At 66.6% G+C, this 22,669-nt stretch carries 19 protein-coding genes and 1 tRNA gene; 8 read left to right on the top strand and 12 right to left on the bottom strand.

Annotated features, from left to right (window positions below; genetic code table 11):
• Positions 1 to 12: 12 nt before the first annotated feature.
• Positions 13 to 1,602, bottom strand: a complete 1,590-nt coding sequence (locus tag E4S61_RS00725; RefSeq protein ID WP_167768373.1) for an FG-GAP repeat protein — start codon at positions 1,600 to 1,602, stop codon at positions 13 to 15.
• A 314-nt stretch (positions 1,603 to 1,916) separates the two neighbouring features.
• A tRNA-Ser gene (locus tag E4S61_RS00720) sits at positions 1,917 to 2,001 on the bottom strand.
• Between the two features lie 96 nt (positions 2,002 to 2,097).
• Between E4S61_RS00720 and E4S61_RS00715 the strand changes: the two genes are divergently transcribed.
• The gene (locus E4S61_RS00715; protein WP_135301991.1) at positions 2,098 to 3,045 is read left to right on the top strand and encodes an AAA family ATPase; all 948 of its coding nucleotides are present in this window, start codon (positions 2,098 to 2,100) and stop codon (positions 3,043 to 3,045) included.
• Here the strand turns inward: E4S61_RS00715 and E4S61_RS00710 are convergent.
• The 7 genes from E4S61_RS00710 to E4S61_RS00680 form a co-directional block, all read right to left on the bottom strand.
• Entirely contained in the window at positions 3,042 to 3,518 is a 477-nt protein-coding gene (locus E4S61_RS00710; RefSeq protein WP_135301990.1) for a DUF7519 family protein, read from the bottom strand. The two genes, E4S61_RS00715 and E4S61_RS00710, sit on opposite strands and share 4 nt — an antisense overlap.
• Positions 3,515 to 5,368 (bottom strand): DUF58 domain-containing protein, encoded by a 1,854-nt coding sequence (locus E4S61_RS00705; RefSeq protein ID WP_135301989.1) that lies wholly within the window; start codon positions 5,366 to 5,368, stop codon positions 3,515 to 3,517. Before E4S61_RS00705 ends, E4S61_RS00710 begins: the two co-directional genes overlap by 4 nt.
• Positions 5,365 to 6,210, bottom strand: a complete 846-nt coding sequence (locus tag E4S61_RS00700) for a DUF4129 domain-containing protein (RefSeq protein WP_135301988.1) — start codon at positions 6,208 to 6,210, stop codon at positions 5,365 to 5,367. The genes E4S61_RS00705 and E4S61_RS00700 overlap by 4 nt, the downstream gene beginning before the upstream one ends.
• A gap of 40 nt (positions 6,211 to 6,250) precedes the next feature.
• Positions 6,251 to 7,885 carry a hydantoinase B/oxoprolinase family protein gene (locus E4S61_RS00695; RefSeq protein WP_135301987.1) on the bottom strand — a complete coding sequence of 545 codons (1,635 nt, stop codon included), beginning with the start codon at positions 7,883 to 7,885 and terminating at the stop codon, positions 6,251 to 6,253.
• Positions 7,882 to 9,870, bottom strand: a complete 1,989-nt coding sequence (locus E4S61_RS00690) for a hydantoinase/oxoprolinase family protein (RefSeq protein ID WP_135301986.1) — start codon at positions 9,868 to 9,870, stop codon at positions 7,882 to 7,884. The genes E4S61_RS00695 and E4S61_RS00690 overlap by 4 nt, the downstream gene beginning before the upstream one ends.
• A 61-nt stretch (positions 9,871 to 9,931) precedes the next feature.
• Positions 9,932 to 10,342 (bottom strand): GtrA family protein, encoded by a 411-nt coding sequence (locus E4S61_RS00685; protein ID WP_135301985.1) that lies wholly within the window; start codon positions 10,340 to 10,342, stop codon positions 9,932 to 9,934.
• Positions 10,343 to 10,348: 6 nt separating this feature from the next.
• Positions 10,349 to 11,767 carry a sulfatase gene (locus E4S61_RS00680; protein WP_135301984.1) on the bottom strand — a complete coding sequence of 473 codons (1,419 nt, stop codon included), beginning with the start codon at positions 11,765 to 11,767 and terminating at the stop codon, positions 10,349 to 10,351.
• A 259-nt stretch (positions 11,768 to 12,026) separates the two neighbouring features.
• Here E4S61_RS00680 and E4S61_RS00675 point away from each other — a divergent pair, with 259 nt between their 5' ends.
• Positions 12,027 to 12,983 carry a hypothetical protein gene (locus E4S61_RS00675; protein WP_135301983.1) on the top strand — a complete coding sequence of 319 codons (957 nt, stop codon included), beginning with the start codon at positions 12,027 to 12,029 and terminating at the stop codon, positions 12,981 to 12,983.
• 625 nt (positions 12,984 to 13,608) lie between these two features.
• Here E4S61_RS00675 and E4S61_RS00670 read toward each other — a convergent pair.
• Positions 13,609 to 14,385: an IclR family transcriptional regulator gene (locus E4S61_RS00670; protein ID WP_135301982.1), complete on the bottom strand. Its 777-nt coding sequence runs from the start codon at positions 14,383 to 14,385 to the stop codon at positions 13,609 to 13,611.
• 150 nt (positions 14,386 to 14,535) lie between these two features.
• Here E4S61_RS00670 and E4S61_RS00665 point away from each other — a divergent pair, with 150 nt between their 5' ends.
• Both E4S61_RS00665 and E4S61_RS00660 read left to right on the top strand, forming a co-directional pair.
• Positions 14,536 to 15,786, top strand: coding sequence for an MFS transporter (locus E4S61_RS00665; RefSeq protein WP_135301981.1), 1,251 nt, complete (start codon positions 14,536 to 14,538; stop codon positions 15,784 to 15,786).
• Between the two features lie 55 nt (positions 15,787 to 15,841).
• Positions 15,842 to 16,807, top strand: coding sequence for a D-2-hydroxyacid dehydrogenase (locus tag E4S61_RS00660; protein ID WP_135301980.1), 966 nt, complete (start codon positions 15,842 to 15,844; stop codon positions 16,805 to 16,807).
• A gap of 13 nt (positions 16,808 to 16,820) precedes the next feature.
• Here E4S61_RS00660 and E4S61_RS00655 read toward each other — a convergent pair whose 3' ends face one another.
• Together E4S61_RS00655 and E4S61_RS00650 are read right to left on the bottom strand one after the other, a co-directional pair.
• The gene (locus tag E4S61_RS00655) at positions 16,821 to 18,038 is read right to left on the bottom strand and encodes a mandelate racemase/muconate lactonizing enzyme family protein (protein WP_135301979.1); all 1,218 of its coding nucleotides are present in this window, start codon (positions 18,036 to 18,038) and stop codon (positions 16,821 to 16,823) included.
• The gene (locus E4S61_RS00650; RefSeq protein WP_135301978.1) at positions 18,035 to 19,144 is read right to left on the bottom strand and encodes a mandelate racemase/muconate lactonizing enzyme family protein; all 1,110 of its coding nucleotides are present in this window, start codon (positions 19,142 to 19,144) and stop codon (positions 18,035 to 18,037) included. The genes E4S61_RS00655 and E4S61_RS00650 overlap by 4 nt, the downstream gene beginning before the upstream one ends.
• A gap of 93 nt (positions 19,145 to 19,237) precedes the next feature.
• On the opposite strand from E4S61_RS00650, the gene E4S61_RS00645 reads away from it, so the two are divergent.
• The 4 genes from E4S61_RS00645 to E4S61_RS00630 all read left to right on the top strand — a co-directional run bounded on the left by E4S61_RS00645 (position 19,238) and on the right by E4S61_RS00630 (position 22,549).
• The gene (locus E4S61_RS00645) at positions 19,238 to 20,536 is read left to right on the top strand and encodes a DUF362 domain-containing protein (RefSeq protein ID WP_135301977.1); all 1,299 of its coding nucleotides are present in this window, start codon (positions 19,238 to 19,240) and stop codon (positions 20,534 to 20,536) included.
• Between the two features lie 62 nt (positions 20,537 to 20,598).
• Positions 20,599 to 21,387 carry an SDR family oxidoreductase gene (locus E4S61_RS00640; RefSeq protein ID WP_135301976.1) on the top strand — a complete coding sequence of 263 codons (789 nt, stop codon included), beginning with the start codon at positions 20,599 to 20,601 and terminating at the stop codon, positions 21,385 to 21,387.
• On the top strand, positions 21,384 to 21,731 hold the full coding sequence (locus E4S61_RS00635; protein WP_135301975.1) for a cupin domain-containing protein: 348 nt from the start codon (positions 21,384 to 21,386) through the stop codon (positions 21,729 to 21,731). Before E4S61_RS00640 ends, E4S61_RS00635 begins: the two co-directional genes overlap by 4 nt.
• On the top strand, positions 21,728 to 22,549 hold the full coding sequence (locus E4S61_RS00630) for a fumarylacetoacetate hydrolase family protein (RefSeq protein ID WP_135301974.1): 822 nt from the start codon (positions 21,728 to 21,730) through the stop codon (positions 22,547 to 22,549). The genes E4S61_RS00635 and E4S61_RS00630 overlap by 4 nt, the downstream gene beginning before the upstream one ends.
• The last annotated feature ends 120 nt before the right edge of the window (positions 22,550 to 22,669 follow it).

Genomic DNA, 22,669 nt, shown 5'->3' with positions numbered 1-22,669 from the left:
ACTGGTGGACGCTCAGGGCCGACGGCACTCGACGCTGAGCGTGTATTCGAACGTCTGGTTCGACGCGGCGCTCGTCGCGACGACCGTGTACTCACCGTCCTCGGGAAGTTGCGGTGAGAAACAGGCGGTGATACCTGTTCCCCCGTCGTCGTTTTCTGCGACGACGTTTCCGTCGGGACCGAGAAGTATCAGATAGGGGTCGCCGGAGTCGTCCTGTCTCCGCATCGTGATGACGACGCGCGCTCCCTGAGTGCCGTCGAACGCAAAGGCGTCCTGATAGTAAGAGGGGCCGCGGAATCCAGTACCGTCGGGCGCGTCTCGCCCGTCGTCTCCGAGGGACTCCGTTCGGCTCTCGCCACACTCTATCGTGGCTTCAGGCGCGCCGTCGGAACAGCGGTCCTCGCTGAACACGTACACCGCTCTTACGGCGCTTGTGACGACTCTCCCCTGACTCACGACCGTCAATCCGGACAAGCCTCCGTCGGGTGGGCGCAGTTTCGCCGCCTGTGTCCACTCGCCGTCTCGGAAGTCGTAGACGTAGGCCGCGCCGTCCGGCCCGCGGCCGACGACGGCGTGCTCTCCGTCGAATTCGACAGACGCCCCGAAGAACCCCTTGGTATCTTCCGTGTCGGCAGTCAGTCTCTGCTTTTGGCTCCACTCGCCGCCCTTCCGGGTGAAGACGTACACCTCTCCGGGTCTCGTTCTCCCCGGGAGTCCCGGCAGGGGTTCGTCGCTGATCACTCTGGACTGGAAGCGTCCGGGCTTGCCGACGAAGGCCACGTCGCCGTCGACGGCCACGTTCTGACCGAAGTTGTCTCCGACGTATCCGTTCTCCGCGAGCAGTTTCGCCTGTTTGGTCCATTCGCCACCCTCCCGAGTGAAGACGTACGCCGACCCGGGCGCGGTCGGTTCGTCGTTCTCGTCCCTCCCGCCGACGACGATCGTGTCCCCGCTCACCGCGATGTCGCCGTCGAAAATGTCGCCCTCGTCCGCCCGTAAGCTCGCATCGAAGGCCCAGTCGCCGTCCCGTCGAGTGAAGACGAGCACCGACCCGGTACGGTACTGGGGGCGGTCGGTGAATCCGACGCCGACGACGGCCGTGGAGCCGCTCAGGGCGATGGGTGACCCGATGTTCCCGTTCGACGTCTGGTCAGGTAGTATCGTCTGGTGGGCCCACTCTCCGTCTCGACGAGCCAGCACCGACACCCCGCTCCTCGACCCGACGAAAGCGGTGTCACCATCCAACGCGACCGCACGACCGAAGCGGTCGCGTTGGCGCTTCGTCGGGTCCGGGAGGAGTCTGGCCTCTTGGACCCACTCGTCGTTTTGTCGGGTGAACACGTACGCCGTTCCGGAAGCGAACCGCTCTCTCCGCTCCCAGGGTGCGCCGACGATGACAGTGTCCCCGCTCACTGCCAGCGGGTAACTGAAGTCCGAGTTCGGGTCTGGTGGAACCAGTTTCGCCTCTTGTTGCCAGCCACTGCCTGCCGAGTCGGTTTCGAGGGCGCTCTGTCGGTCGAAGAAGCCGCGACCGTCGCCCAGCGTCGGGAGGCTGAGACTTCCGAGTCCCACTGCGGACCTGAGCGTGTCACGTCGTGACATCGAAATCGTATCTTCCGCCTGATCGCCGTCTGAGTCATCGCGTCCCACTGGCAACTCCATCAATGCACACCTCGTCACCGACAGTCGTAACTATCGAGATACTAAACGCCGAAACAGTCCGGAAGAGAGTTACTTCTCACTGCCAAAACGCACCGCTCACAGGTCGATTTTCGACAGGAACGCCGAGGAGGAGATTTGAACGAGCCGAGACGGTTCTGTTGACTCGCGGGCTGCGACTCGTCGGCTCAAATCTCCACTGAATCGTTTGCCGGCGCTGACGACTCGTGCCGCTCGGCGTATTGCGCCGCCAGAAACGCCGAGGAGGAGATTTGAACTCCTGAGTCCGTGAGGACAGTTGCTCTCGAAGCAACCGCCTTGGCCAGGCTAGGCTACCTCGGCTCACCCAACAGTTTCGCCGTTTGGTCTTTAGGCGTTTCGATTCGTCGGGTGTCGTGTTCTCGATACGCATTTACCGGATGCGTGACATGGGCGCATATGGACGTCACTCAGGCGAGTGACCTGTCGAATCAGGTCCTGGACGAGGTGGGAAGCGCAGTCATCGCGGACCGCGACTTCTTCGAGACGGTTCTGCTGGGCGTGGTGGGGAAAGGGCACGTCCTGTTGGAGGACGTGCCCGGCACGGGGAAGACACTGACCGCCCAGAGCGTGGCGACGGCGCTGGGGCTGTCCTTCTCGCGCGTGCAGTTCACGCCCGACCTCCTGCCCGCCGACATCACGGGCACGCACGTCTTCAACGAGCAGACCCGCGAGTTCGAGTTCACGAAGGGCCCGATCTTCGCCAACGTCGTGCTGGCCGACGAGATCAACCGCGCCCCGCCGAAGACCCAGTCCGCCCTGCTGGAAGCGATGGAGGAAGGACAGGTCACGGTCGATGGCGACACCTACGAACTGCCCCAACCGTTCTTCGTCCTCGCGACACAGAACCCCGTCGACATGGAGGGGACCTTCGAACTGCCGGAGGCGCAGGTGGACCGATTCCTCGCGAAGAGTACTATCGGCTACCCCGACAGCGACGGGGAGGTCGAACTGCTCCGCCGCCGGGCCGGCCGCACCGAGCAGAGTCCGAGCGTCGAGGCCGTCCTCGACGACGAGAAAGTGAAGAACCTGCGCGCCGTCCCCGAGACGGTCACCGTCGACGACGACCTGCTATCGTACATGGCCGACGTCGCGCGTGCCACCCGCGAGGACTACCGCGTCGAGGTGGGGGTCTCCCCGCGCGGGACACAGCGGCTGTTCGAGGCTGCCCGAGCGATGGCGACCATCGAGGGCCGGGAGTTCGTCGCGCCGGACGACATCAAGCGCGTCGCCCAGCCGGTGTTGGCCCACCGTCTCGTTCTGACGCCGGACGCCCGCGTCGAGCAGGTCGACAAACGCGACGTGTTGGCGGACGTACTCGGACAGATCCCGGTCCCGACAGTCTAGTGAACCGCGTAGATTGTCAGTATCGTCCCCGCGAACAGCAGCGTCGCGGTCAACGTATCTACGGCGGGAACGGCGACCACCAGCCCCGAGACCGAGACGACGCCGACCGTGAGCGCGGCGAGGAGCGTGCCGCCAGCAACCCGAACTACTTCTGCGTTCTGCGTCACCGCGTCCTCGGTCAGGCTGGTGTCGAGCGAGACCGCGTAGTGGCCGAAGTCCCACGCGAGCACCGCCGCCGCGACGCCGAAGAGGAGGGAAACGGTGTTGCTCCCGAAGACGCCGGCGACGAGGACGCCGAGTGCGAGTACCGCCGCGCCGACCGTCACCGCGCCGCGGTGTGAGCGGACGACGCCGCCGATCACCGCGACGACGCCCAGTAGTGCGACTGGGCCACCGCGGGTCGTCGCCACGGCGAGCGCGCCGAACAGCGCGGCCACCACGGCGACGACGCCGACGGGACGAAGGTGTCTCACGCTGACCACTCCCGTCCCTGTCGTTCGATCGCAGCCGCGAGCGACTCCCCGTGTCGCCAGTCGATTACCGGAATTCCCTGCCGTCGGAGGTCGGAGAGTCTGAACAGACGCTTCGCGGCCGCGACGGTCCCCGCCGCCGTCGGTCGGGTTCCCGGGTCGGGACTGAGGACCGTCACCGGGTGGCCGTAGGCGGCCAGATATCGCAACGTTCGGACGACGGTGTCGTCGGTCAGCGGCGAACAGCAGACCACCTGCGCCGCGTTCGGGAGTTCGCGCTGGAGCCAGCGGAACGTCGGCCCGACGTAGAACTCGCCGTCGGCCGGCGTCGGCCCGAACGCGTCCGCGCTCGACAGCACCGTCTCCAGCCGACTCCGATGCGCGTGGCCCCCGCCCGGCGGGACGAACAGGCGCTCCGTCGAGAGCGCCGCTAGTCCGACCTGGTCTTCTGCGTCGATGCGAGCCCCGACGACGCCGCGAGCGGCGACGACGGCCCGGTCGACGGTCGTATCCAGCGACGGGTCGGTCGGCGCGTGGTAGGCCGCCGGGCGAGCGTCAACGAGGACGACGACGGTGGCGGCCTGTTCCTCCCGGAACTGAAGCGTCGAGAGGTCACGCGTGCTCGCGTAGCGATTCCAGTCGATTCGGGAGAGGGGGTCGCCCGGGCGGTACTCGCGGGTGGCGTAGAAGGCGATGCCGTCGCCGCCCGAATCGGCCTTGATGCGGCCGCGGTGCTGTGTCGTCCGGGACCGAACCGGCACCGAAAGGTCCTCTGGCGGCAGCGAGACAGAGAGCGAGTCGTCGCCGGTGACGGTCGGCTCGGTCACCGTCGCCGCGGTTCCGGCCGCGTCGCCGACGACCGCCCGCGGCGGGCCGAACGCGTGGTCGCCGCGGGTCGCGCGGACGGTGTACTCGACAGTCGCCGTCGCGTCCGGGCGCAGCGCCGTCGCTAACTGCGCCGACCCCTCGGTCACGGCAAGCGTGTCAGGGACGCCGTCCGCGAGGCGACAGTCGAACAGCGTCCGGTCGCCGTCGTTGCGCACCTGCATCGTCACGGTCACCTCCTCGCCGTGGGTCGGGTCAGCGGCGTCGACGGCGCGATTCACGATCAGGTCGGGGTCGGGGGCCCGCGAAGCAGCGCTGACTGCCAGCGCGACGACGGCGACAGCCCCCGCCAGTACGAGTCCCGGCCGACGGGCAACGAGCCCGACGCCGACGAAGACGAACGGCACCACCCGAAAGCCCGCCCAACGTCCGGTCTGGACCGTTCCCAGTCCGCTGGTCCGCCGCGGTTCGGGCAGCGCATCGTCGTCCGCCGTCAGCCCCAGCACTGACCGGAGACCGGTCGCCGCACGTTCGAGTCGATAGGCCAGTCGCGTCGTCTCGCCGAGCCGTGCGGCCAGCCGGTCGCGGTACTGCCGGCGTCGTCCCACGTCGCGCTCGAACGCGGCGCTCGCCGACGGGTCGTCAGTCCACTCGCCCGACGCGAGAGCCGCGTCGGCGGCGTCAGTGTCGCCTTCGCCGCGAGTGAGCGCCCGTCGGAGCAGCGACCGAACGTCCTCGGTCAGTCGGTGCTGTTCGATGCGTCGCGTCGATCCGGAGCCGAACCCATCGGTCGCCGGTTCCGGCGGCGAGACGTCGCGGGTCGCGGGGTCTCGCAGCACGGGGCTTCGCGGCTCTGTCCGGTATCGTCGGTACGCACCGTACAACCCCAGCCCGACAGCGAAGACGCCGACGAAGACGACCGTCCCTGGCCGGAGCGACAGCGAGAACGCCCCGGTTAGCGCGCCCCAGAGACCGGCGACTACGACGAGGACGCCGACGACGAGCGCCGCTCGACGGCGATAGTTCACGACGTCCCCCCGTGGGTCCGTTCGACGTTCCGCAGGGCTTGTTCGGCCCGCCGCTCGCGCTCCTCGGTCGCGGACTGGTCGCCGTAGCGAACCGTCTCGAAGAGGTCCGTCAACACTGCTACGTCCTCGGGGTCCATCCCGGCGTCCACGGCCGCCGTCTGGAACTCGCCTGGAGTGATGGTCGCTGGGTCCGCGACGTCCAGCGCGTCGGTCATCTCGCGCCACGCCCGGTAGACTGCGTTGTCGAGGGACGCGTCCTCGGCGATTCGGTCGGCCGCTCGGCCCGCCGCCTCGCCGAGCGCTGTCGCGTCCTCGGTCGCCGAACCGTCTTCCGCATCGGAGTCGGCGTCCGTTACCGTCCACGTTTCGGCGTCCGTCGCCCGAACGAGTACGACGCCCGCCAAGACCACGAGTGCGAACGAGCCGACCGCGCCGACGAGCCACGCCGACTGCGAACCCGGTCGGGTCGCGGCGACCGCGCCAGCGGTGGCGTTGTTGACGACCGGGCCGGCGAACCCGCCCGCCGTGCTCGGGTTCCAGCCGACGACAACGAAGACAATCGTGAGGACGACGACGGTCACGCCCATCGTCACGTAGTCGCTCGACCGATACTGTCGCAGTCCGTAGGCGAGCGCGCCCGCGCCGACGAGGAGGAAGACGAGCAGGGAAACGTCGCGGAGCGCCGAGGGTGCCTCGGCGCTACTGGAACTGAACCCGCGGCGCTCGCCGCTGACCACACTTCCGTCGCCGGACTCGACGGGCCGGTCGAGCGTCGGCGCACCGACGACGAGGGCAAACACGGTGAGGAGGGCGACCGCGGCGTAGAGCGGTCGGCTGTCCATGCGTTGGCTGTGACGCGAGAGAACAAAAATCACGTCCTACTCAGCGTCGTTCGGTATCGTCTCCACTGCGACCGTCACCGTCGCGACCGTAGCCGCCGCCGCCGGGCGTCTCGACTCTGACCGTCGTTCCCGCCTCGACGTCGCGGGTCACCTTCGCCGGAACGGACTCCCCGTCGAGGAGATTTCGGCCCGGTTCGCCGTCGTCGCCACCCGCTAGCCCCCACGGTGCGTGACGGCGGCGCTCGGTCAACAGTGAGACGGTGGCGGCCGCCTCGACGGTGAGTTCCCGAATCAGCCCGTCGCCGCCGCGGTGTTCGCCGTCGCCACCGCTCCCCGACCGCAGGCCGTACTCCTCGACGCGGAGTGGGTAGGCCGCTTCCAGCGCTTCGACGGGCGTGTTCAGCGTGTTCGTCATTCCGACCTGCACGCCCGAGGGACCGTCCGCGTCCGCGCTCGCGCCCATCCCGCCACCGACCGTCTCGTAGTAGCTGAACTCGGGGCCGCCGACGACGACGTTGTTCATCGTCCCCTGTCCGGCCGCCGGGACGCGGTCGGGCACTGCCTCAGCGAGCGCTCTGAACACCACGTCGGTCACGCGCTGACTGGTCTCGACGTTCCCGCCGACGACGGCCGCCGGCGGTTCGGGATTGAGGAGCGACCCCGGCGGCGCGCGCACGGTCACGGGGTCGTAACAACCGCCGTTGGGCGGCACGTCGGGGTCGGTGACCGACCGGACGACGAAGTACACCGCGCTCTTCGCGACCGACAGCGGCGCGTTGACGTTGCCTGCGACCTGCAGGGCGGTCCCCGAGAAGTCCACGTCGAGCGTCGCGCCGTCGACGGTCACCGTCACCTCGATGGGGATGTCGTCGTCTACGACGCCGTCGCCCTCCAGCACGTCGCTGGCGGCGTAGACGCCGTCCGGAAACGCCCGAATCTCCGCCTCGACGCGCTGACGGGAGTACGCCCGCACCGCGTCGAAAGCGTGCAGCAAGCGGTCGCCGTGGTCGTCGAGCAGTTCCTCGACTCGCTCGGCCCCGCGGTCGTTGGCCGCCAGCTGCGCGCTGAGGTCGGCCCTGCGTTCCTCGGGATTGCGGACGTTCGCCGCCAAGAGGTTCCAGACGCTCTCGCGTCGCTCGCCGTCGGCGACGAGTCGCGTCGGCGGGATGCGAAGCCCCTCCTGTTGGATGTCTCGCGCGCCCGCGGGCATGCTCCCGGGAGCCATCCCGCCCACATCGGCGTGGTGGGCGCGCGAGACGGCGTAGCCCACGATTTCGCTGTCTCGCGCCCTCCAGCCGCTTGACCGCTTCGAGGCGCGGAGCGCCTCGCTGTCGGGAACGATCGGCGAGACGAGCGTCACGTCCGGGAGGTGCGTCCCGCCCTCGAAAGGGTCGTTGAGGACGAACACGTCGCCGGGGTCCGGGTCTCGGTCGAGAACCGAATCGACGGCTTCGGGCATCGCGCCCAGGTGGACGGGGATGTGCTCGGCCTGGGCGACGAGTTTGCCCGACGCGTCGAACAGCGCCGTCGAGCAGTCCCGTCGCTCGGTGATATTCGGCGAGAACGCACCCCGGATCAACACCTGCCCCATCTCCTCGGCGACGCTCTCCAGTTGGTTTCGCAGAATCTCTAACTCGACCGCGTCGAGGTCGGTATCGCCGTGGCTCGCGGTCATTCGCTACCCTCCAGTCGGAGCGTCCCCCGGTCGTCGACGGAAAGCGACCACTCGGGCGGGACGACGACGGTGCTCTCACCGCCCTCGACGAGGGCCGGGCCGTTCCGATGGGTGCCGGCAGCGAGTCCGCTCCAGCCGAGCACCGGCGTCTCGTGCCACGCCCCGCCGAAGGCGGCGTCTCGCGTCCCCGTCTGCGGGTCCGTGTCGTCAGTTGCGGCGCGTGTGAGGTCCGGCATCGCGTGATTGACGGTCGCCGTCGCCCGGAGCGTCACGAGTTCGACGTCGGCGTCGGGGAGGCGGTAGCCGCGGGCTCGTTCGTGGGCCGCCTGAAAGCGTGCGGCCAGCGTGGCACGATCGAAATCCTCGATACCGACGCCCAGTTCGTGACTCTGCCCGACGTAGCGGCAGTCGGCTTCGAACGTGACTGTCGCCGCCTCGGGCGTCGCCGTCTCGTCGAGGACGCTATCTTCGAGAGCTCCGAGAACGCTCTCGACGGAGTCGGGGTCCACGCTGTCGAGACGTGCGCGGAATGTTCGGACGGCATCGTGGCGTTCGTCGGCCGCCAGCAGTCCCAGTGCCGAGAGGACGCCGCTGGCTCGCGGCACGACGACCGTCGAGACGCCGAGTCGGTCGGCCAGCGCCGCGGCGTGCATCGGTCCCGCGCCGCCGAAGGCCGCGATGGCGAACTCGCGGGGGTCGTCGCCGCGCTCGGCGGTAACGCTGCGAATCGTCCGGGTCATCGTCGCGTTCGCCACGCGGTAGACCCCGCGGGCGGCCGCTACTGGCCCGTCGAGATTCGCGTCGTCGGCGAGTTCCGCGAGCGCCTCTCGGGCCGCGTCGGCATCGAGCGACAGCCCCGACCCGAGCGTCGTATTCGGCCCGAGATATCCCAACAGGAGCGCCGCGTCCGTCACCGTCGGGTCGCTGCCGCCCTGTCCGTAGCAGGCCGGACCGGGGTCCGCACCGGCCGACCGCGGGCCGACTCTGAGCGCACCGCCGGCGTCGACCCACGCGATAGACCCGCCGCCGGCACCGACCGTCTCCACGTCGACCATCGGGACTCGGACCGGCCGACCGCCGATGTCGGCGTCGGTCGTGCGCTCGATCACGCCGTCGCGAACCAGCGAGACGTCGCTGGAGGTCCCGCCCATGTCGAAGGTAACGACGCCCGCCGCGTCGGGTTCGAACGCGCTGGCACCGACGACGCCCGCCGCTGGTCCGGAGAGCGCAGTGGTCACGGCGTGTTCGCGGACGGTGTCGGCGTCGGCGATGCCGCCGTTGGACTGCATCACCCGCGGTTCGGGCAGGCCGCGTCCGGTCGCGCCCTCGACCAGGCGACCGAGATACGCGTCGACGACCGGCGTGACGTAGGCATCGGCCACCGTCGTCGCGGTGCGCTCGTACTCGCGAAACGCCGACAGCACCTCGTGGCTCGCCGAGACGGGCGCGTCCAGTTCCTCGCGAAGGATTTCGGCGACCCGGCGCTCGTTGTCGGGATGCGCGTAGGCGTGGAGCAGCGACACCGCGACGGCGTCGGCCTCGATGCCGCCAGCGAGGTCACGAACCGCGTCGGGGTCGACCGGCCGCTCGATACCGTCGGTCGTCGCGCGTTCGTCGAGTTCGTATCGGCGTTCGGCCGGCACCAGCGGGGTCGGTCGCGCGACCGACTGGTCGTACAGTTCCGGGCGGTCCTGCCGACCGATGGCCAACACGTCTCTGAACCCATCGGTGGTCACGAGCGCCGTCTCGGCCCCGTCTTCCTCTAAGAGTGCGTTCGTGACGACGGTCGTCGCGTGGCGGAACCGGGAGACGGAGTCGGGGTCTACGGCTGCCGTCTCGCAGGCCGTCGTGATGCCCGCTAAGACCCCCTCGTGCTGTGGGTCCGTCGTCGGGACCTTCGCCGTCGTCACCCCGTCCACAGCGGCGAGGACGACGTCGGTGAACGTCCCGCCGACGTCGACGCCCAGTCGAACCGAATCGTCCATGCGACTACTCGGGTCGGGGGCGGCAAAAACGGTGGGCGTCGTCGCAAGTTCTGTCTCGTCGTCAGCTCCACGTCCAGGTGGCGTCGAGCGCGTACCGATAGAGGCCCGTCACGGCGATGGCCATGCCGTTGGCGATGAGATACTCAATCGTGGTCGCCGAGACCAGGGCGTAGAGGATCCCCAACTGCAGGGGAATGGCGGTGCCCCGGACGAGATTCGTCTTCCCCATCCCAATAATGTACTCCCGGCGCGAGGTGTGTTTCGAGCGGTGGAACGTCCACGCGTTGTTGAGGACGTACTGAAAGAGGATGGTGATCTCGATGGCGACGAACGCCCCGAACAGGTAGTTCAACCCGCCGATGTCGACGAACGCCCAGAGCAGTACCGTCTGGACGGCCGCCGCACTCAGCCCGACGAGGAAGAACCGAAGGAGTCGCTGTCGTCGCGGTGAGGTTGCGACGGCGTACGACATGTCGGCCTACTTGTAACCCAGTGCTTTTAAGCGTGCCGCAATTTCGTCTGACGCTTCTTCCGCCGCTCCCTCCCCTGAATCGGCGTCTGACGCCGTTTCGAGTCGGTCGACGTGGCTGGCGACAGCCTCGGAGAGTCGGTCGACGACCGGCGGCGGTGCGACGCCCTCGGCACAGAGATCTCGCTGCTCGGTTGGGTCCTCACGGCGGTCGTACAGTTCGCAGTGGTCCGACTTCGTGTGTTCGATGTACGTCCAGTCGGCGTCGCGGGCGCTCACGAGCAACTCGCCGTCGTCGAGGCGGCGCGGTATCGGCTGGCTCGTCACGCTCTCGCCGCGAACGGCGACGGAGAGTATCGGGCTCCGGTCCTCGATTTCGTCGCCGTCCAACGCTGGCGCGACGGACTCGCCCTCCCACGCCTCGGCCGGATCGATGCCGAGCAACTCACAGACAGTCGGCGGGATCGTGTTCAGGCCGACCGGCTGCTCGACTGTTCCGCTCTCCCCGTTGGGGTGGGTCACGAAGAACGGTACGTCGACGAGTTCGCGGTAGAGTTTCGGATAGTGTGCGAGATGGCCGTGGTCTAAGAACTCCTCGCCGTGGTCGCCGGCGACGACGACGGCCGTGTCGTCGGTCAGTCCCTCGCCTTCGAGCGTATCGAGCAGCCGGCCAACGCTCGCGTCCACCTGCCGAATCGTCCCGTCGTACAGCGTCCGGAGCGTTCCGAGTCGCTTCTCGTCGATGTCCCAGCCCAGTCCAGTCCGGACGTGCGACCCCAGCATCCGGAACAGACCGAAGTGCGTGTCTGAGACCTCTCGAAGGTGGCGCGGGGCCGGGACGTAGGGCGTGTGGGTGTCCATGTAGTGGACCCAGAGGAAGAAACCCCCGTCCGTCGATTCGAGAAACTCGGTCGCGTGGTCTTCGAGGTCACCCATCCGCGAAACGTCGGCGAAGGGGCGTTCGTCCGACCCACCCCCGAGTATCGTGGCGGCCCGGCGAAACGGCGACGTGAGGAGTTGGACCCACGCCTGTACCGTCGGGTGGGCGGCCAGATACTTACTGTAGACGCTGCTCTCGACGAACGGTTCGAACTCGTCGAACCCGCGGTCGTATCCCCAGTGCTCGGTCAGAAAGCCGTTGGCGGCGTTGAAGCCGGCGGTGGATAGGTCTGCCGCAGAGAGGCGTTCGGCCAGCGTCGGCGTCGAGGCGACGCCGATGTCGCTCCCTTCGTCGAACACCGGCCGCGAGCCGTGGATACTGGGAAACGAAAAGGGCGTCCAGTTGCCGTGGGCGATGGCGTTCTCGAAAACGACGCCTTCCTCGGCGAGTCGGTCGAACACCGGCGAGACGCTGTCAGGGCCGCCGAGCGCGTCGGCCCGTAGTGAATCGACGGTGACGAGAACGACGTTGTTCACGTCGTGTGGCATCGGTGCCACCTCGTTGTCCCGCCAAAGGGGTGACGCGGTGACGACAGCGGATGGGGCGTTGCTGCCGCAACTGCGCCACACGAATCGTGCATACCCCTCAAACGCGGCAGGCGGTACTGAATGTTCTGGTTTCCTCGGTTCCGAGCGTGAGAACAGAGCGACAGCGAGACCCGTGCCGTACCGCGATAGCCTGAGAATCAGTAGCGTTCGTGTTTTTTAATCGATAGCTTTAGGCGGTCACTCGTAAACACCTCACTCGATGCCCTCCACTAATCGCCGGACCTTCATCGGCGCGACGTCTGCCGGTCTCGCCTCGCTGGCCGGTTGTGACTCACTCCAGTCGAGTCGTAGCGTCGAGTACACGCTCTACGTCGAGACGCCGGACCGCCCACTCACGGAAATCATCCAGTGGAAACCCCAGACGAACGAGGACGACCCGTACGCCGCCGTCCGCCGCGACGCGTGGGCGGCCGCGGTCACCGGCCAACGGGACAGCACCTACGGACACAGCGCCGTCCCCGACGGCGAGTACACCGAACACGACGGCACGTACTATCAGCTCCACGACGCCGTCACCGGAAGCAAGCGGATCGAACGCCCCGTGCTGCGACTGCACTGGGTCGATCGCGCAGACGAGGAAAACGTGCCGGACGCGACTCCCCGGGACTCGCTCCCGGAACTCGACCAGCACGCCGTGCTGCCGGCGTACTTCGCCGCTCGCGCCCGGGAGTACGACGGTGGTGCCCCGTGGGATCTGGTCGAAGAAGGCGGCTACGTCTATCGCTACGCCGACCGGGCCGAAAGCGAACTGACGCCGACGCCTGACCACGAGTACGTCTCGGTCCACGACACCGTTCTCCGAGTGGACGTGAGCTACGAGACGCTGACTGAAGTCGAACACACGGCGACGGCGACGCAGGTCGCCACGAGTCCGAAGGCGTTCGCCGCTGTCGCCGACGCCGCCACCGTCGAAGTTCGCCTCTCCTCAAGCGACCTGAGCGCGGACGCGCGCGACCTATTCGAACGAGCGCGTAGACGGGAGACGTACACCGAGACGATGCCGCTCTCGACAGACTTCGAGTCGCTGCTGTCGGCGCTCCACCTTCGAGAAGCGCTCGGTTGCTCGCAGTCGAACTGCGAGAACGAGGCCTACGAGACGCAGTATCTCGCCTACGACGGCGCGTACTACGACTGCCAGTTGTACGTCGAGGCGTAGCGCGGCCGGACTCGGCTCAGGGCCCAGCATATCTCTATCGCACCCATATAGACCTATATCCCTACTAGATGGGCGCAGGCAGGAGATATATAGAGAGGTATCGGCTAATATGAGAGTTTTATATCCATCTTTCCGGCGCTTCTGCTATCAGATATATAGTATCGTATTCTATATCTATTTTCACCCCATTCTGTTCTTCAAAACTCACACTTTGCGTAGATTATCCTGATTTCTAAATATACGACTGATATATGAATATACTAGCGATCGTTCTGATACTGAATTATTGTATTTATAGGAGGTTCGATGTCGCCGAACACGCTACGTCGGCCGAGAGCGTCTCTGACTTTCGATGCCGTTAGAGCGATCACGTGTGGGGAACTGCAGTAGCGCCCCACGACCGGCAGGTACTAACTATAGTACGCATGTTATTCCACTGTGAGCGTGTCTCAAGACGTTCAATGGAACGTGACAACACACACCACAGTGATTGCGAAATGGACTCGGTCATCAGCGACATGCGTTCGATATTTTCGAATAGAGGCACAGGAGCGGCTGTCACCGTGTACGTCATCGAGCTGTAGCGATGCCCTCGAATCAATAGATGGTCCAGAGAGCGCGTGAGCTACGAATGGGCGATGTTGAGTTCGAGTTCGTTCGCGGCCCCGAGCAACAGGTCGGGGAGTTCCGTCTCGAACCGTTCGCCCTTCAGTCGGTGAGAAGGACCCGTGACGCTGAGTCCACCGATGACATCACCGTTTGAATCGCAAATAGAGACACCGACCGCGTGTGTCCCCTGCAGCGACTCTTCGCGGTTAAAGGCGTATCCTCGCTCGCGTATCTCGTCGAGTTCCCGCAACAGCTCGTCCGGGTCGGTTATCGTGTACTCGGTCACCGGTTCGAAGTCCATCAGTTCGACCATTTCGAACAGCTTCGGTTCCGGAAGTTCCGCGAGAATCGCTTTTCCCGCAGACGCCGCGTAGAGGGGAATACGACTCCCGATTCCTGGGTCAGTGTGTACCGCCTGGTTACCGACCGAGCGAGCGAGATACACTGCCTCACCGTGTTCTTCGACGAAGAACTGCGCGCGTTCGCCCGTCTCGTTGGCAATCTCTTCGACTTTGTCGCGGACGAGTTTGTACCCGCAGTAGCTGTTCCGTGCGGTCACGCCGATGTCCAGAAAGCGAAGGCCCACCTGATAGCCGTCGTCTCGCTCGACGACGTATCCGAGGTGTTCGAGCGTCCGGAGGTGGCGGTGAATCGTACTCTTCGCGTAGTCGAGTTCGGCCGCCATCTCCGTGAGCGTCGTTCCCTCCTCCTCTTTGACGAACTGCACGACGTCGAACAGTGTCTGGGCCGTCTTGACCGAATCGGCCAGTTCGCCGCCGGATTGCATTCCCATACACAGTCAGTATATCCTCAACGATAAAAAGTGTTCGACGGCTTCGAACGGGAGAGGGCGGCGGGGACTCACCTCGTACGGCGGTCGTCGATACTGCCGGGCGGCCGACTAATGGTCAGATTTAATTCGCTCAGCCGAGTGGTCGGGCCTGTGGCATCGCTCTCATCGATCGCCGGGACCGACGCGGGCGTCATTCGTGAACGTCCCTTTCAGTTGCTGTTCCTCACGAACATGCTCCCGCCGCTCGGAACCGCACTCCTCTCCCCGGTGTTGAACTCGCTCGTCGAGCCACTCGGCGCGACACCGGCGAATATCGGGTTGATGATGTCGGCGTTCACTGCGCCCGCCGTCGTCGTCATCCCCATCACTGGCGTCCTCGCCGACCGGTACGGGCGACGGCCGGTCATCCTCGTCGGGCTCCTCTGGTTCGGTATCACTGGCACGGCCATCTCGCTCGTCTCGACGTTCGAGGCCGCCCTACTGTTGCGGTTCTGTCAGGGATTCGGCTTCGCCGCGCTCACGCCGGTCATCATCACCAGCATCGGCGACCTCTACTCGGGGACCAAGGAGGCGACGGCGCAGGGCTTTCGCTTCACTGGGTCCGGCATCACGCAAACGGTCTTCCCGCTCACTGCCGGGCTCCTGGTCGGCCTCGCGTGGCAGTATCCGTTTCTCCTGTACGCCATCGCGTTCCCCATCGCCGCCGTCGTCTACGTCTGGTTCGAGGAGCCCATCGATTCCGACGCCGACACCGACGACGAGCGCCCGCTCCGAGCACAACTGAGCGACCTCTGGACGCTCGTCTCGCACAGGCGAGCGTGGACGATGGTCGTCGCCCGCGGTTCGGCTAACCTCGTGTGGTTCGGCTTTCTCACCTACAACTCCATCGTCGTCGTCGACGGCCTCGGTGGAACGCCGGCGCAGGCGGGCATACTTGCGGCCCTCGCTAGCACCAGTTACGCGGTCGCGGCGACACAAGCCGGTCGCATCACCGCGCATTTCGACCGTCGACTGTACCCGCTCGTCGCGATGAACGTCTCGCTGGGTGCCGGCCTCGCGGTCGTCTTCCTCGCCGACGCGCTCTGGCTGGCGGGCGTCGGCGTCGTGTTCATGGGCCTCGGATTCGGCGTCGTCCTCTCGATATACCGGAGCGTCATCACCACGCTCGCACCGCCGACGCTCCGCGGCGGGCTGGTGAGTCTCAGCGAGGGGAGCGGCCGCGCGGCGGCGACGATAACGCCCATCCTCATGGGCATCGCCATCGCCGTCCTGAACCCGCAACTCGGGTTCGTCTCCTCGGTTCGACTGGTCGGTATCGCGACAGCAGCGGTCGGGGCGGGCGTCGGAATCGTCTGCCTGCTCCTGATGAGCGTGTCGTCACCGATTCGGATAGAGGCCTAGGTGGGGCGACCGCGGGTACTTTGTCAGTCGGCCTCGACTCCCTTCGACAGAGCACATGTCCACGGACAGACCCGACATCGCGGTCCTCGACCACGACGCACACGGAATTCCCGCCGCGGCGTACGCCGACGTTCTCCGACGACGACTGCCCGACCACACCATCAGTCTCGCGGGGACGCCCTCCGACCGGGAGCGACTGCTCGGGACGGCGACCGTCGTCGCCGGGAGCGGACTGGACGAAGCCGACCTCGCTACCGCCGAGAACCTCCGGCTGTTCGCCTGTAACTCGGCCGGTGTCGAACAGCTGCCACTCGATGCGCTCGCCGAGCGGGGAATCGCCGTGACGAACGCCTCGGGCGTCCACGGCCCAAACATCGCCGAACACGTCCTCGGCTGGGTGCTGACGTTCACCCGGCGACTGGACGAGGGCCGCCGTCGGCAGCGGCGACGGGAGTGGCGACGGTTTCAGTCGTTCGCCGAACTCGCCGGGAGCACCGTGACCGTCGTCGGTCTCGGTTCCATCGGCGAGGCCATCGTCCAGCGCTTTTCGGGGTTCGACGTGACGACGCTCGGCGTGCGTCACACCCCGTCGAAAGGCGGGCCGACCGACGAGGTCATGGGCTACGACGACCTCGACGACGCGCTAGCCCGGACGGACGTCCTGGTCCTCTCCTGTCCGTTGACCGAGACGACGGAGAAACTGATAGGCGAGACCGAGCTCGGTATCCTGCCGACGGACGCTGTCCTCGTCAACGTCGCCCGCGGCGGCGTCGTCGACACGCCGGCGCTGGTCGGGGCGCTCCAGTCGAACAAGATTCACGGCGCGGCGCTGGACGTGACCGACCCGGAACCGCTCCCGAGCGACCACGACCTCTGGGGGTTCGAGAACGTCTTTCTCACGCCCCACGTATCGGGGCACACCCCGAAGTACTGGGAGCGGCGCGCGGATATCCTCGTGGAGAATCTGGAGCGAGTCGCCGAATCGGGCGTCTACGAGAACCTCCGGAACCAGATCGTCTGAGGCGGGTTCGGCCTCAGAACCCGGTCGTCCCGTCGAGCCGGTGTTCCTCGACGACGGACTCGTCCAGTTCGATACCCAGCCCTGGTTCCTCGGGCACCTCGATGTAGCCGTCCTGAATCAGGGGCTCGTCGCGGGCGAGCATGTCGTCCCACCAGTCGACCTCCAGCGCGTGGTACTCCAAGAGGTCGAAGTTCGGCGTCGCCGCGCCCAGATGGACGCAGGCCATCGTCCCCACCGGGCTACAGACGTTGTGCGGGGACATCGGCATGTAATTCTCCTCGGCCCGGTCGGCGACCCGTATCGTCTCGGCGAGGCCGCCCACTGTCGTCGGATCCGGTGTGATGATGTCGACGCCGTGATCGTAGACGAGTTCCGAGAGTTCGAACACCCGGAAGCGGTTCTCGCCGGTGGCAACGGGCGTTCGCGTGGCCTTCGTCACCTCCTTCTGGGCGTCCATGTTCTCGGGGGGCACGAGGTCTTCGAGCCACATCAGCTTGTACTCCTCTAGTTCGTGGGCCAGTCGCTTCGCGCTCTCGACGGAGTAGTCCCAGTGACAGTCGAAGGCAAGGTCGACGTCGTAGCCGATTTCGTCTCGCACCGCCTCGACGATTTCGCGTTTCTCCTCGATGGCCGCGTTCGTCAGGCGGCCGTTGTACGGGTCAGGCTCGTTGTCCGCCGGCAGGTCGAGGTCGAACTTCAGCGCGGTAAAGCCCATGTCGGTGACGCGGGCCGCCTCGGCGGCGTACGCCTCCGGCGAGTACGCCTCCGCCTCGGCGTAGGCCGTCGCGCCGTCCTCGACGGCGTAGGCCTCGCCGGCGTGACAGTCACAGTAGAGGCGAACCTCGTCGCGGTACTTCGATCCGAGCAACTGGTAGACCGGAAGGTCGAGTAGCTTCCCGGCGGCGTCCCACAGCGCCACCTCGATGCCCGAGGCGGCGGTCACGACCTTGCCGGTCGTCCCGCCGTGTCCGGACATCTCCTGGAAGATGTAGCGACTGAGGCGCTCGACGTCGAGCGGGTTCTCCCCGAGGAGGAACCGCTTGGTGTACTCGACGAGTTCCGGAACGCCGCCGCCCCGGTAGGACTCGCCGATGCCGGTGACGCCGGCGTCGGTCTCGACCTTGATGAGGTTCCACTCGAAGTTGCCTTCGACCACGCAGGTCTTGATGTCGGTTATCTCTACGTCACGGTCCGGGTCGCGGTTCGCTATCTGGTCGGAGTAATCTCTCATTGAGTTCTGAATTCGTCGAGTGCGTCTGTATCGAGCGGTGCACCGTGGCCGGGTGTCTCGGGCAGCGGAATCATTCCGTCGTCGTCGGGCGCGAGCGGCTCGGCCACCACGTCGTCGAACACCTTCACGTCCATGTCCCGGTAGAAGTACTCTATCCAGAGACCGTTCTCGATGGCCCCCAACAGCGAGGCGTGGATGTTCCAGTTGTAGTGGGGCGCGATGGGGATGTCGTAGGCGGCCGCGTAGTTGGCGATGCGGAGCCACTCCGTGACGCCGCCACAGACGGTCACGTCCGGTTGCAGGACGGTCGCCGCGCCTGTATCGTTGAGTCGGGCGAAGTTGTGCCGGGTCCCCTCCAGTTCGCCGGTCGCGACCGGGTAGTCGATGGCGTCGTTGACCTCGGCCATCGTCTCGACTTTGTCTATCATCACCGGCTCCTCCATGAAGTATGGGTCGTACGGTTCGAAGGCGCGACAGGCCCGGATAGCCTCCGTCGGCGAGGACCAGACGCCATTGGCGTCGAGTAAGAGCGTCCGGTCGGGACCGATTTCCTCGCGGACGGCGGCGACCCGTGCTTCTTCCTCGCTGACCGAGCGGCGACCGACCTTCATCTTGACGACGTCGTGACCCTCGTCAAGGTACCGGCGCATCTCCTCGCGCAGGCCCTCGTGACCCTTGTCGTCGCGGTAGTAGCCACCGCTGGCGTAGGATGGAACCGAATCAGCGTAGCCGCCAAGCAGTTTGTACAGCGGTTCGTCGGCGGCCTTCGCCTTCAGGTCCCAGAGCGCGATGTCGACCGTCGAGATGGCCCGCAGGAAGAGCCCCGTCCGCCCGATCTGGACGTTGCCGTCGTACATCTCCTGCCAGAGCCGTGTGGTGTCTCGCGGGTCTTCTCCGAGCAGTATGGGTTCGAGAAGCGACTCGACCGCTTCCGAGATGAGGCCGGCCCCCTCGTAGCCCAGCGAGTACCCGACGCCCTCTCGACCGTCTGCCGTCCGGACGTGCGTTATCGCGTGGTCGCGGAAGGTGAGCGTCCGGTTCGAGAAGGAGACCGGGGACTCCAGCGGAATCTCTATCGGATACGATTCTACATCTACGATTTCCATAGACACAGCGCCGCGACACACGGAGTAATAGCCCGCCGTCGCGGCAATACTTACCACCCACACATTTGTACGTCTCGGTCGATACACGCCGGTATGGACGTACCCGAACGCAGTGACGTCGACCACCTCATCGAGCCCCAGCCGCTCCCGTCGTTCGCACGGGTCCGGTACGAACCGCCCGTCGAGACAGTCGCCGAGCCCGCCGTAGCGGCCCGCGAGCAACTCAGCCGTCTCCCGCTCGACGGCCTGTCCGAGGGAGCCACCGTCGCCGTCGGCGTCGGGAGCCGCGGTATCCACGCCATCGACGACATCACGCGCGCCGTCGTCGAGCGACTCGCCGAGCGCGGCTTCGACCCCGTCGTTGTCCCGGCGATGGGGAGCCACGGCGGGGCGACCCCCGAGGGCCAGCGGGAGGTGCTGGCGTCGCTCGGCATCACCCAATCGGAGATGGACGCCTCGATAGACGCACGGATGGACACCGAGCAGGTGGCGACGGTGACCGTCGGTGAGACAGAGATGCCGGTCCACCTCTCGGTCGCCGCGCTCGAATCCGATGCCGTCTTCGTCGTCAACCGCGTCAAGGCTCACACCAACTTCACCGGGCCGGTCGAGAGCGGCCTAACGAAGATGACCGTCGTCGGCCTGGGCAAACAGCGCGGAGCGAAGTCCTTCCACTCGACGGCGATCGCCGAGGGGTACTTGGAGACGCTGAAACCCGCGCTGTCGGCCATCGAAGACGCCGCCCCGCTGGTCGGCGGCATCGCTCTCGTCGAGAACTTCCACGAGGAGATCGCCCACGTCGAGGCCGTCCCGGCCGGATCGTTTATCGAGCGCGAGCCCGCGCTCTTAGAACGGGCCTACGAGGAGATGCCGACCCTGCCTGTCGACGACGTAGACCTGCTGGTCGTCGACGAACTCGGCAAGGAGATATCCGGGGCCGGGATGGACACGAACGTCATCGGTCGGTACCGCGTCCTCAACGCGCCGGACCCCGAGACGCCAGCGATAGACATCATCTACGCCCGCGGCCTCACCGAGGCGACGAAGGGCAACGGCATCGGCATCGGGCTGGCCGACCTCACTCGCAAAGCAGCGCTGGACCAACTGGACCTCCGGAAGACCTACGCCAACACGTTCACCAGCGGGTCGCTCGCGAAGGGGCAACTCCCGGTTGTCGCGCCGGACGACGAGTTCGCCATACGGACGGCGCTTTCGGCCCTCGGCGGGTACGACCCGGAGACGGTCCGCATCCTCTGGATACAGAACACGGAGGATCTCGGGGAGTTGTACGTCTCCGAGCCGGTACTTCCTGCCCTGCCCGACACCGCGGAAGTCGTCGAACGAGCGGCGCTGACCTTCACCGACGGGACCGCCGCGTTCACCGGCCCGTAGGCTCGCCCACGGCGGTTGCCTGTACGGAAACGTTTTCACGCTCGACTCTGATTGGGTGTCACATGGACCTGCAACTAGACGGGAACACAGCGCTCGTGACAGCATCGTCCAGCGGACTCGGCAAAGCGTCGGCCAAGGCCCTCGCCCGCGAGGGCGTGAACGTGGTCATCAACGGCCGCGACGAGGACCGACTGGCCGAAGCCAAAGACGAAATCGAGGAGGTCGCGACCGGCGAGGTGCTCGCACAGTCCGGCGACCTCACCGACCCGGACGAGACGGTGGCACTCGTCGAGGCGACCGTCGAGGAGTTCGGCGGTCTCGACCATCTCGTCACGAGTGCGGGCGGCCCGCCGTCGGGCGCGTTCATGGACACCGACGACGAGGACTGGGAACACGCCTACCAACTGCTCGTGATGAGCGTCGTCCGACTGGCGCGAGAGGCGGCACCGCACCTCCAAGAGAGCGACCACGGCACTATCGTGAACATCACCTCCCGGAGCGTCAAAGAGGCCCTCGACAGTCTCGTGCTGTCGAACTCCGTCCGGATGAGCGTCATCGGACTGGAGAAGACGCTCTCGAAGGAACTGGCTCCCGAGGTGCGAGCCAACGCCGTCCTCCCCGGCCCCCACGAGACCTCGCGGATTCAGGACCTCGTGAACGCCGCCGTCGACCGCGGCGAGTACGACTCCTACGAGGAGGGACTGGAGGGCTGGGCCGGCAACCCCCTAGAGCGAATCGGCGACCCGATGGAACTGGGCAACACCGTCGCGTTCCTCTCCTCGCCGAAGTCCGGGTTCATCAACGGCACCGCCCTGCCTATCGACGGCGGCTCGACGGGGGCGAACCTATGAAACCCGTCCCGTTCGACGAGGCCGAGACCTACGAACCCGAGGACGGGTGGCGGCGCGTCTCGATGGCCGGCAGCGACCAGTTCTCCTTCGAGTGGTTCGAGAAGCCGCCAGGTCACAGTTCGCCGATGCACGACCACGAGAACGAGCAGGTCTGTCTCTGTCTGGAGGGGGAACTCACCGTCGCCACCGAGGACGACGAGGTCACGCTCCAACCGAACGACTCGGTCCTGCTCGAATCGAACGAGTCCCATCGCGTCGAGAACACGGGCGACGAACTGGCGGTCGGGCTCGACGTCTTCGCACCGGGCCGCTCGTTCGACTTCTGGACGGACCGAGAGGAATGAACTACCTCGCACGCACCGCGAGCGGGCGGCCGCTGCTCGGGGACGACGAGGGGTTCGTGCCGCTCGGAGCGGTCGAGTCGGACCTCCACAGCGTCCGCGAGGCGCTACCCCGGGCCGCCGCCGGAACGTTGGGGGACGTCGCAGACGCACCCGCCGAGCGAGTGCCGGCTGCCGACCTCACGTTCGGGCCGCCGCTCGAACGGTTCGGGAAGCTCTGGGGAATCGGGCTGAACTACGCCGAACACGCCGGCGACTTAGACGAACAGCGCCCGGAGGAACCGGCGAGCTTCATGAAACCCTCGACGGTGCTGACCGGCCCCGGCGGACCGATTCGCCTGCCGCCGGAGTCACAGAGTGAGCGCGTGACCGCCGAGGCGGAGCTGGCCGTCGTGATGGGGAAGACCTGTCGCGGCGTCTCGGAAGCCGAGGCCGACGACGTCGTCGCCGGCTACCTCCCGGTCATCGACATGACCGCCGAGGACGTGCTCCAGCGCAACCCGCGATTCCTCACGCGCGCGAAGAGCTACGACTCCTTCCTCGTCGTCGGCCCGACCATCGCGGTCCCCGAGGAGCCGCTGGACCTCACGGAGGTGACCGTCAGCACGGCGGTCAACGGCGAGGTACGGTCGGAGAACCAGATTCGGAACATGCTGTTTCCGCCCGAGGAGATCGTCGCCTTCCACTCCGACGTGATGACGCTCGAACCCGGCGACCTGTTCAGTACGGGGACGCCCGGCGCGGCTCCCATCGAACCCGGCGACGACGTGCGCGCGACCGTCGAAGGAATCGGCTCCGTCGACGCGCCCGTGACGCGGTAGTTCCGTCTCGCTGGCGAACTCGAACGTTGCGCTGGCACGCTAATCCATGTAGCACCGTTCTCCGACGCTTTCACGGTATTTCGGACGTTTTCAGCGACGGTACCGCCTGAGGACTGGTCG

The organism is Haloarcula amylovorans (assembly GCF_004681185.1).
GTDB lineage: Archaea > Halobacteriota > Halobacteria > Halobacteriales > Haloarculaceae > Haloarcula > Haloarcula amylovorans.
The sequence above is the reverse complement of the archived record's forward strand: the minus strand, read 5'-3'. Positions and strand labels throughout refer to the sequence as shown.

What these genes read in the sequence shown, in the direction of transcription:
- E4S61_RS00690 (WP_135301986.1), bottom strand. Translation starts at nt 9,870, where the DNA reads ATGGACGATTCGGTTCGACTGGGCGTCGACGTCGGCGGGACGTTCACC.
- E4S61_RS00715 (WP_135301991.1), top strand. Translation starts at nt 2,098, where the DNA reads ATGGACGTCACTCAGGCGAGTGACCTGTCGAATCAGGTCCTGGACGAG.
- E4S61_RS00695 (WP_135301987.1), bottom strand. Translation starts at nt 7,885, where the DNA reads ATGACCGCGAGCCACGGCGATACCGACCTCGACGCGGTCGAGTTAGAG.
- E4S61_RS00635 (WP_135301975.1), top strand. Translation starts at nt 21,384, where the DNA reads ATGAAACCCGTCCCGTTCGACGAGGCCGAGACCTACGAACCCGAGGAC.
- E4S61_RS00680 (WP_135301984.1), bottom strand. Translation starts at nt 11,767, where the DNA reads ATGCCACACGACGTGAACAACGTCGTTCTCGTCACCGTCGATTCACTA.
- E4S61_RS00645 (WP_135301977.1), top strand. Translation starts at nt 19,238, where the DNA reads ATGGACGTACCCGAACGCAGTGACGTCGACCACCTCATCGAGCCCCAG.
- E4S61_RS00650 (WP_135301978.1), bottom strand. Translation starts at nt 19,144, where the DNA reads ATGGAAATCGTAGATGTAGAATCGTATCCGATAGAGATTCCGCTGGAG.
- E4S61_RS00725 (WP_167768373.1), bottom strand. Translation starts at nt 1,602, where the DNA reads ATGTCACGACGTGACACGCTCAGGTCCGCAGTGGGACTCGGAAGTCTC.
- E4S61_RS00630 (WP_135301974.1), top strand. Translation starts at nt 21,728, where the DNA reads ATGAACTACCTCGCACGCACCGCGAGCGGGCGGCCGCTGCTCGGGGAC.
- E4S61_RS00655 (WP_135301979.1), bottom strand. Translation starts at nt 18,038, where the DNA reads ATGAGAGATTACTCCGACCAGATAGCGAACCGCGACCCGGACCGTGAC.
- E4S61_RS00670 (WP_135301982.1), bottom strand. Translation starts at nt 14,385, where the DNA reads ATGGGAATGCAATCCGGCGGCGAACTGGCCGATTCGGTCAAGACGGCC.
- E4S61_RS00700 (WP_135301988.1), bottom strand. Translation starts at nt 6,210, where the DNA reads ATGGACAGCCGACCGCTCTACGCCGCGGTCGCCCTCCTCACCGTGTTT.
- E4S61_RS00640 (WP_135301976.1), top strand. Translation starts at nt 20,599, where the DNA reads ATGGACCTGCAACTAGACGGGAACACAGCGCTCGTGACAGCATCGTCC.
- E4S61_RS00660 (WP_135301980.1), top strand. Translation starts at nt 15,842, where the DNA reads ATGTCCACGGACAGACCCGACATCGCGGTCCTCGACCACGACGCACAC.
- E4S61_RS00675 (WP_135301983.1), top strand. Translation starts at nt 12,027, where the DNA reads ATGCCCTCCACTAATCGCCGGACCTTCATCGGCGCGACGTCTGCCGGT.
- E4S61_RS00685 (WP_135301985.1), bottom strand. Translation starts at nt 10,342, where the DNA reads ATGTCGTACGCCGTCGCAACCTCACCGCGACGACAGCGACTCCTTCGG.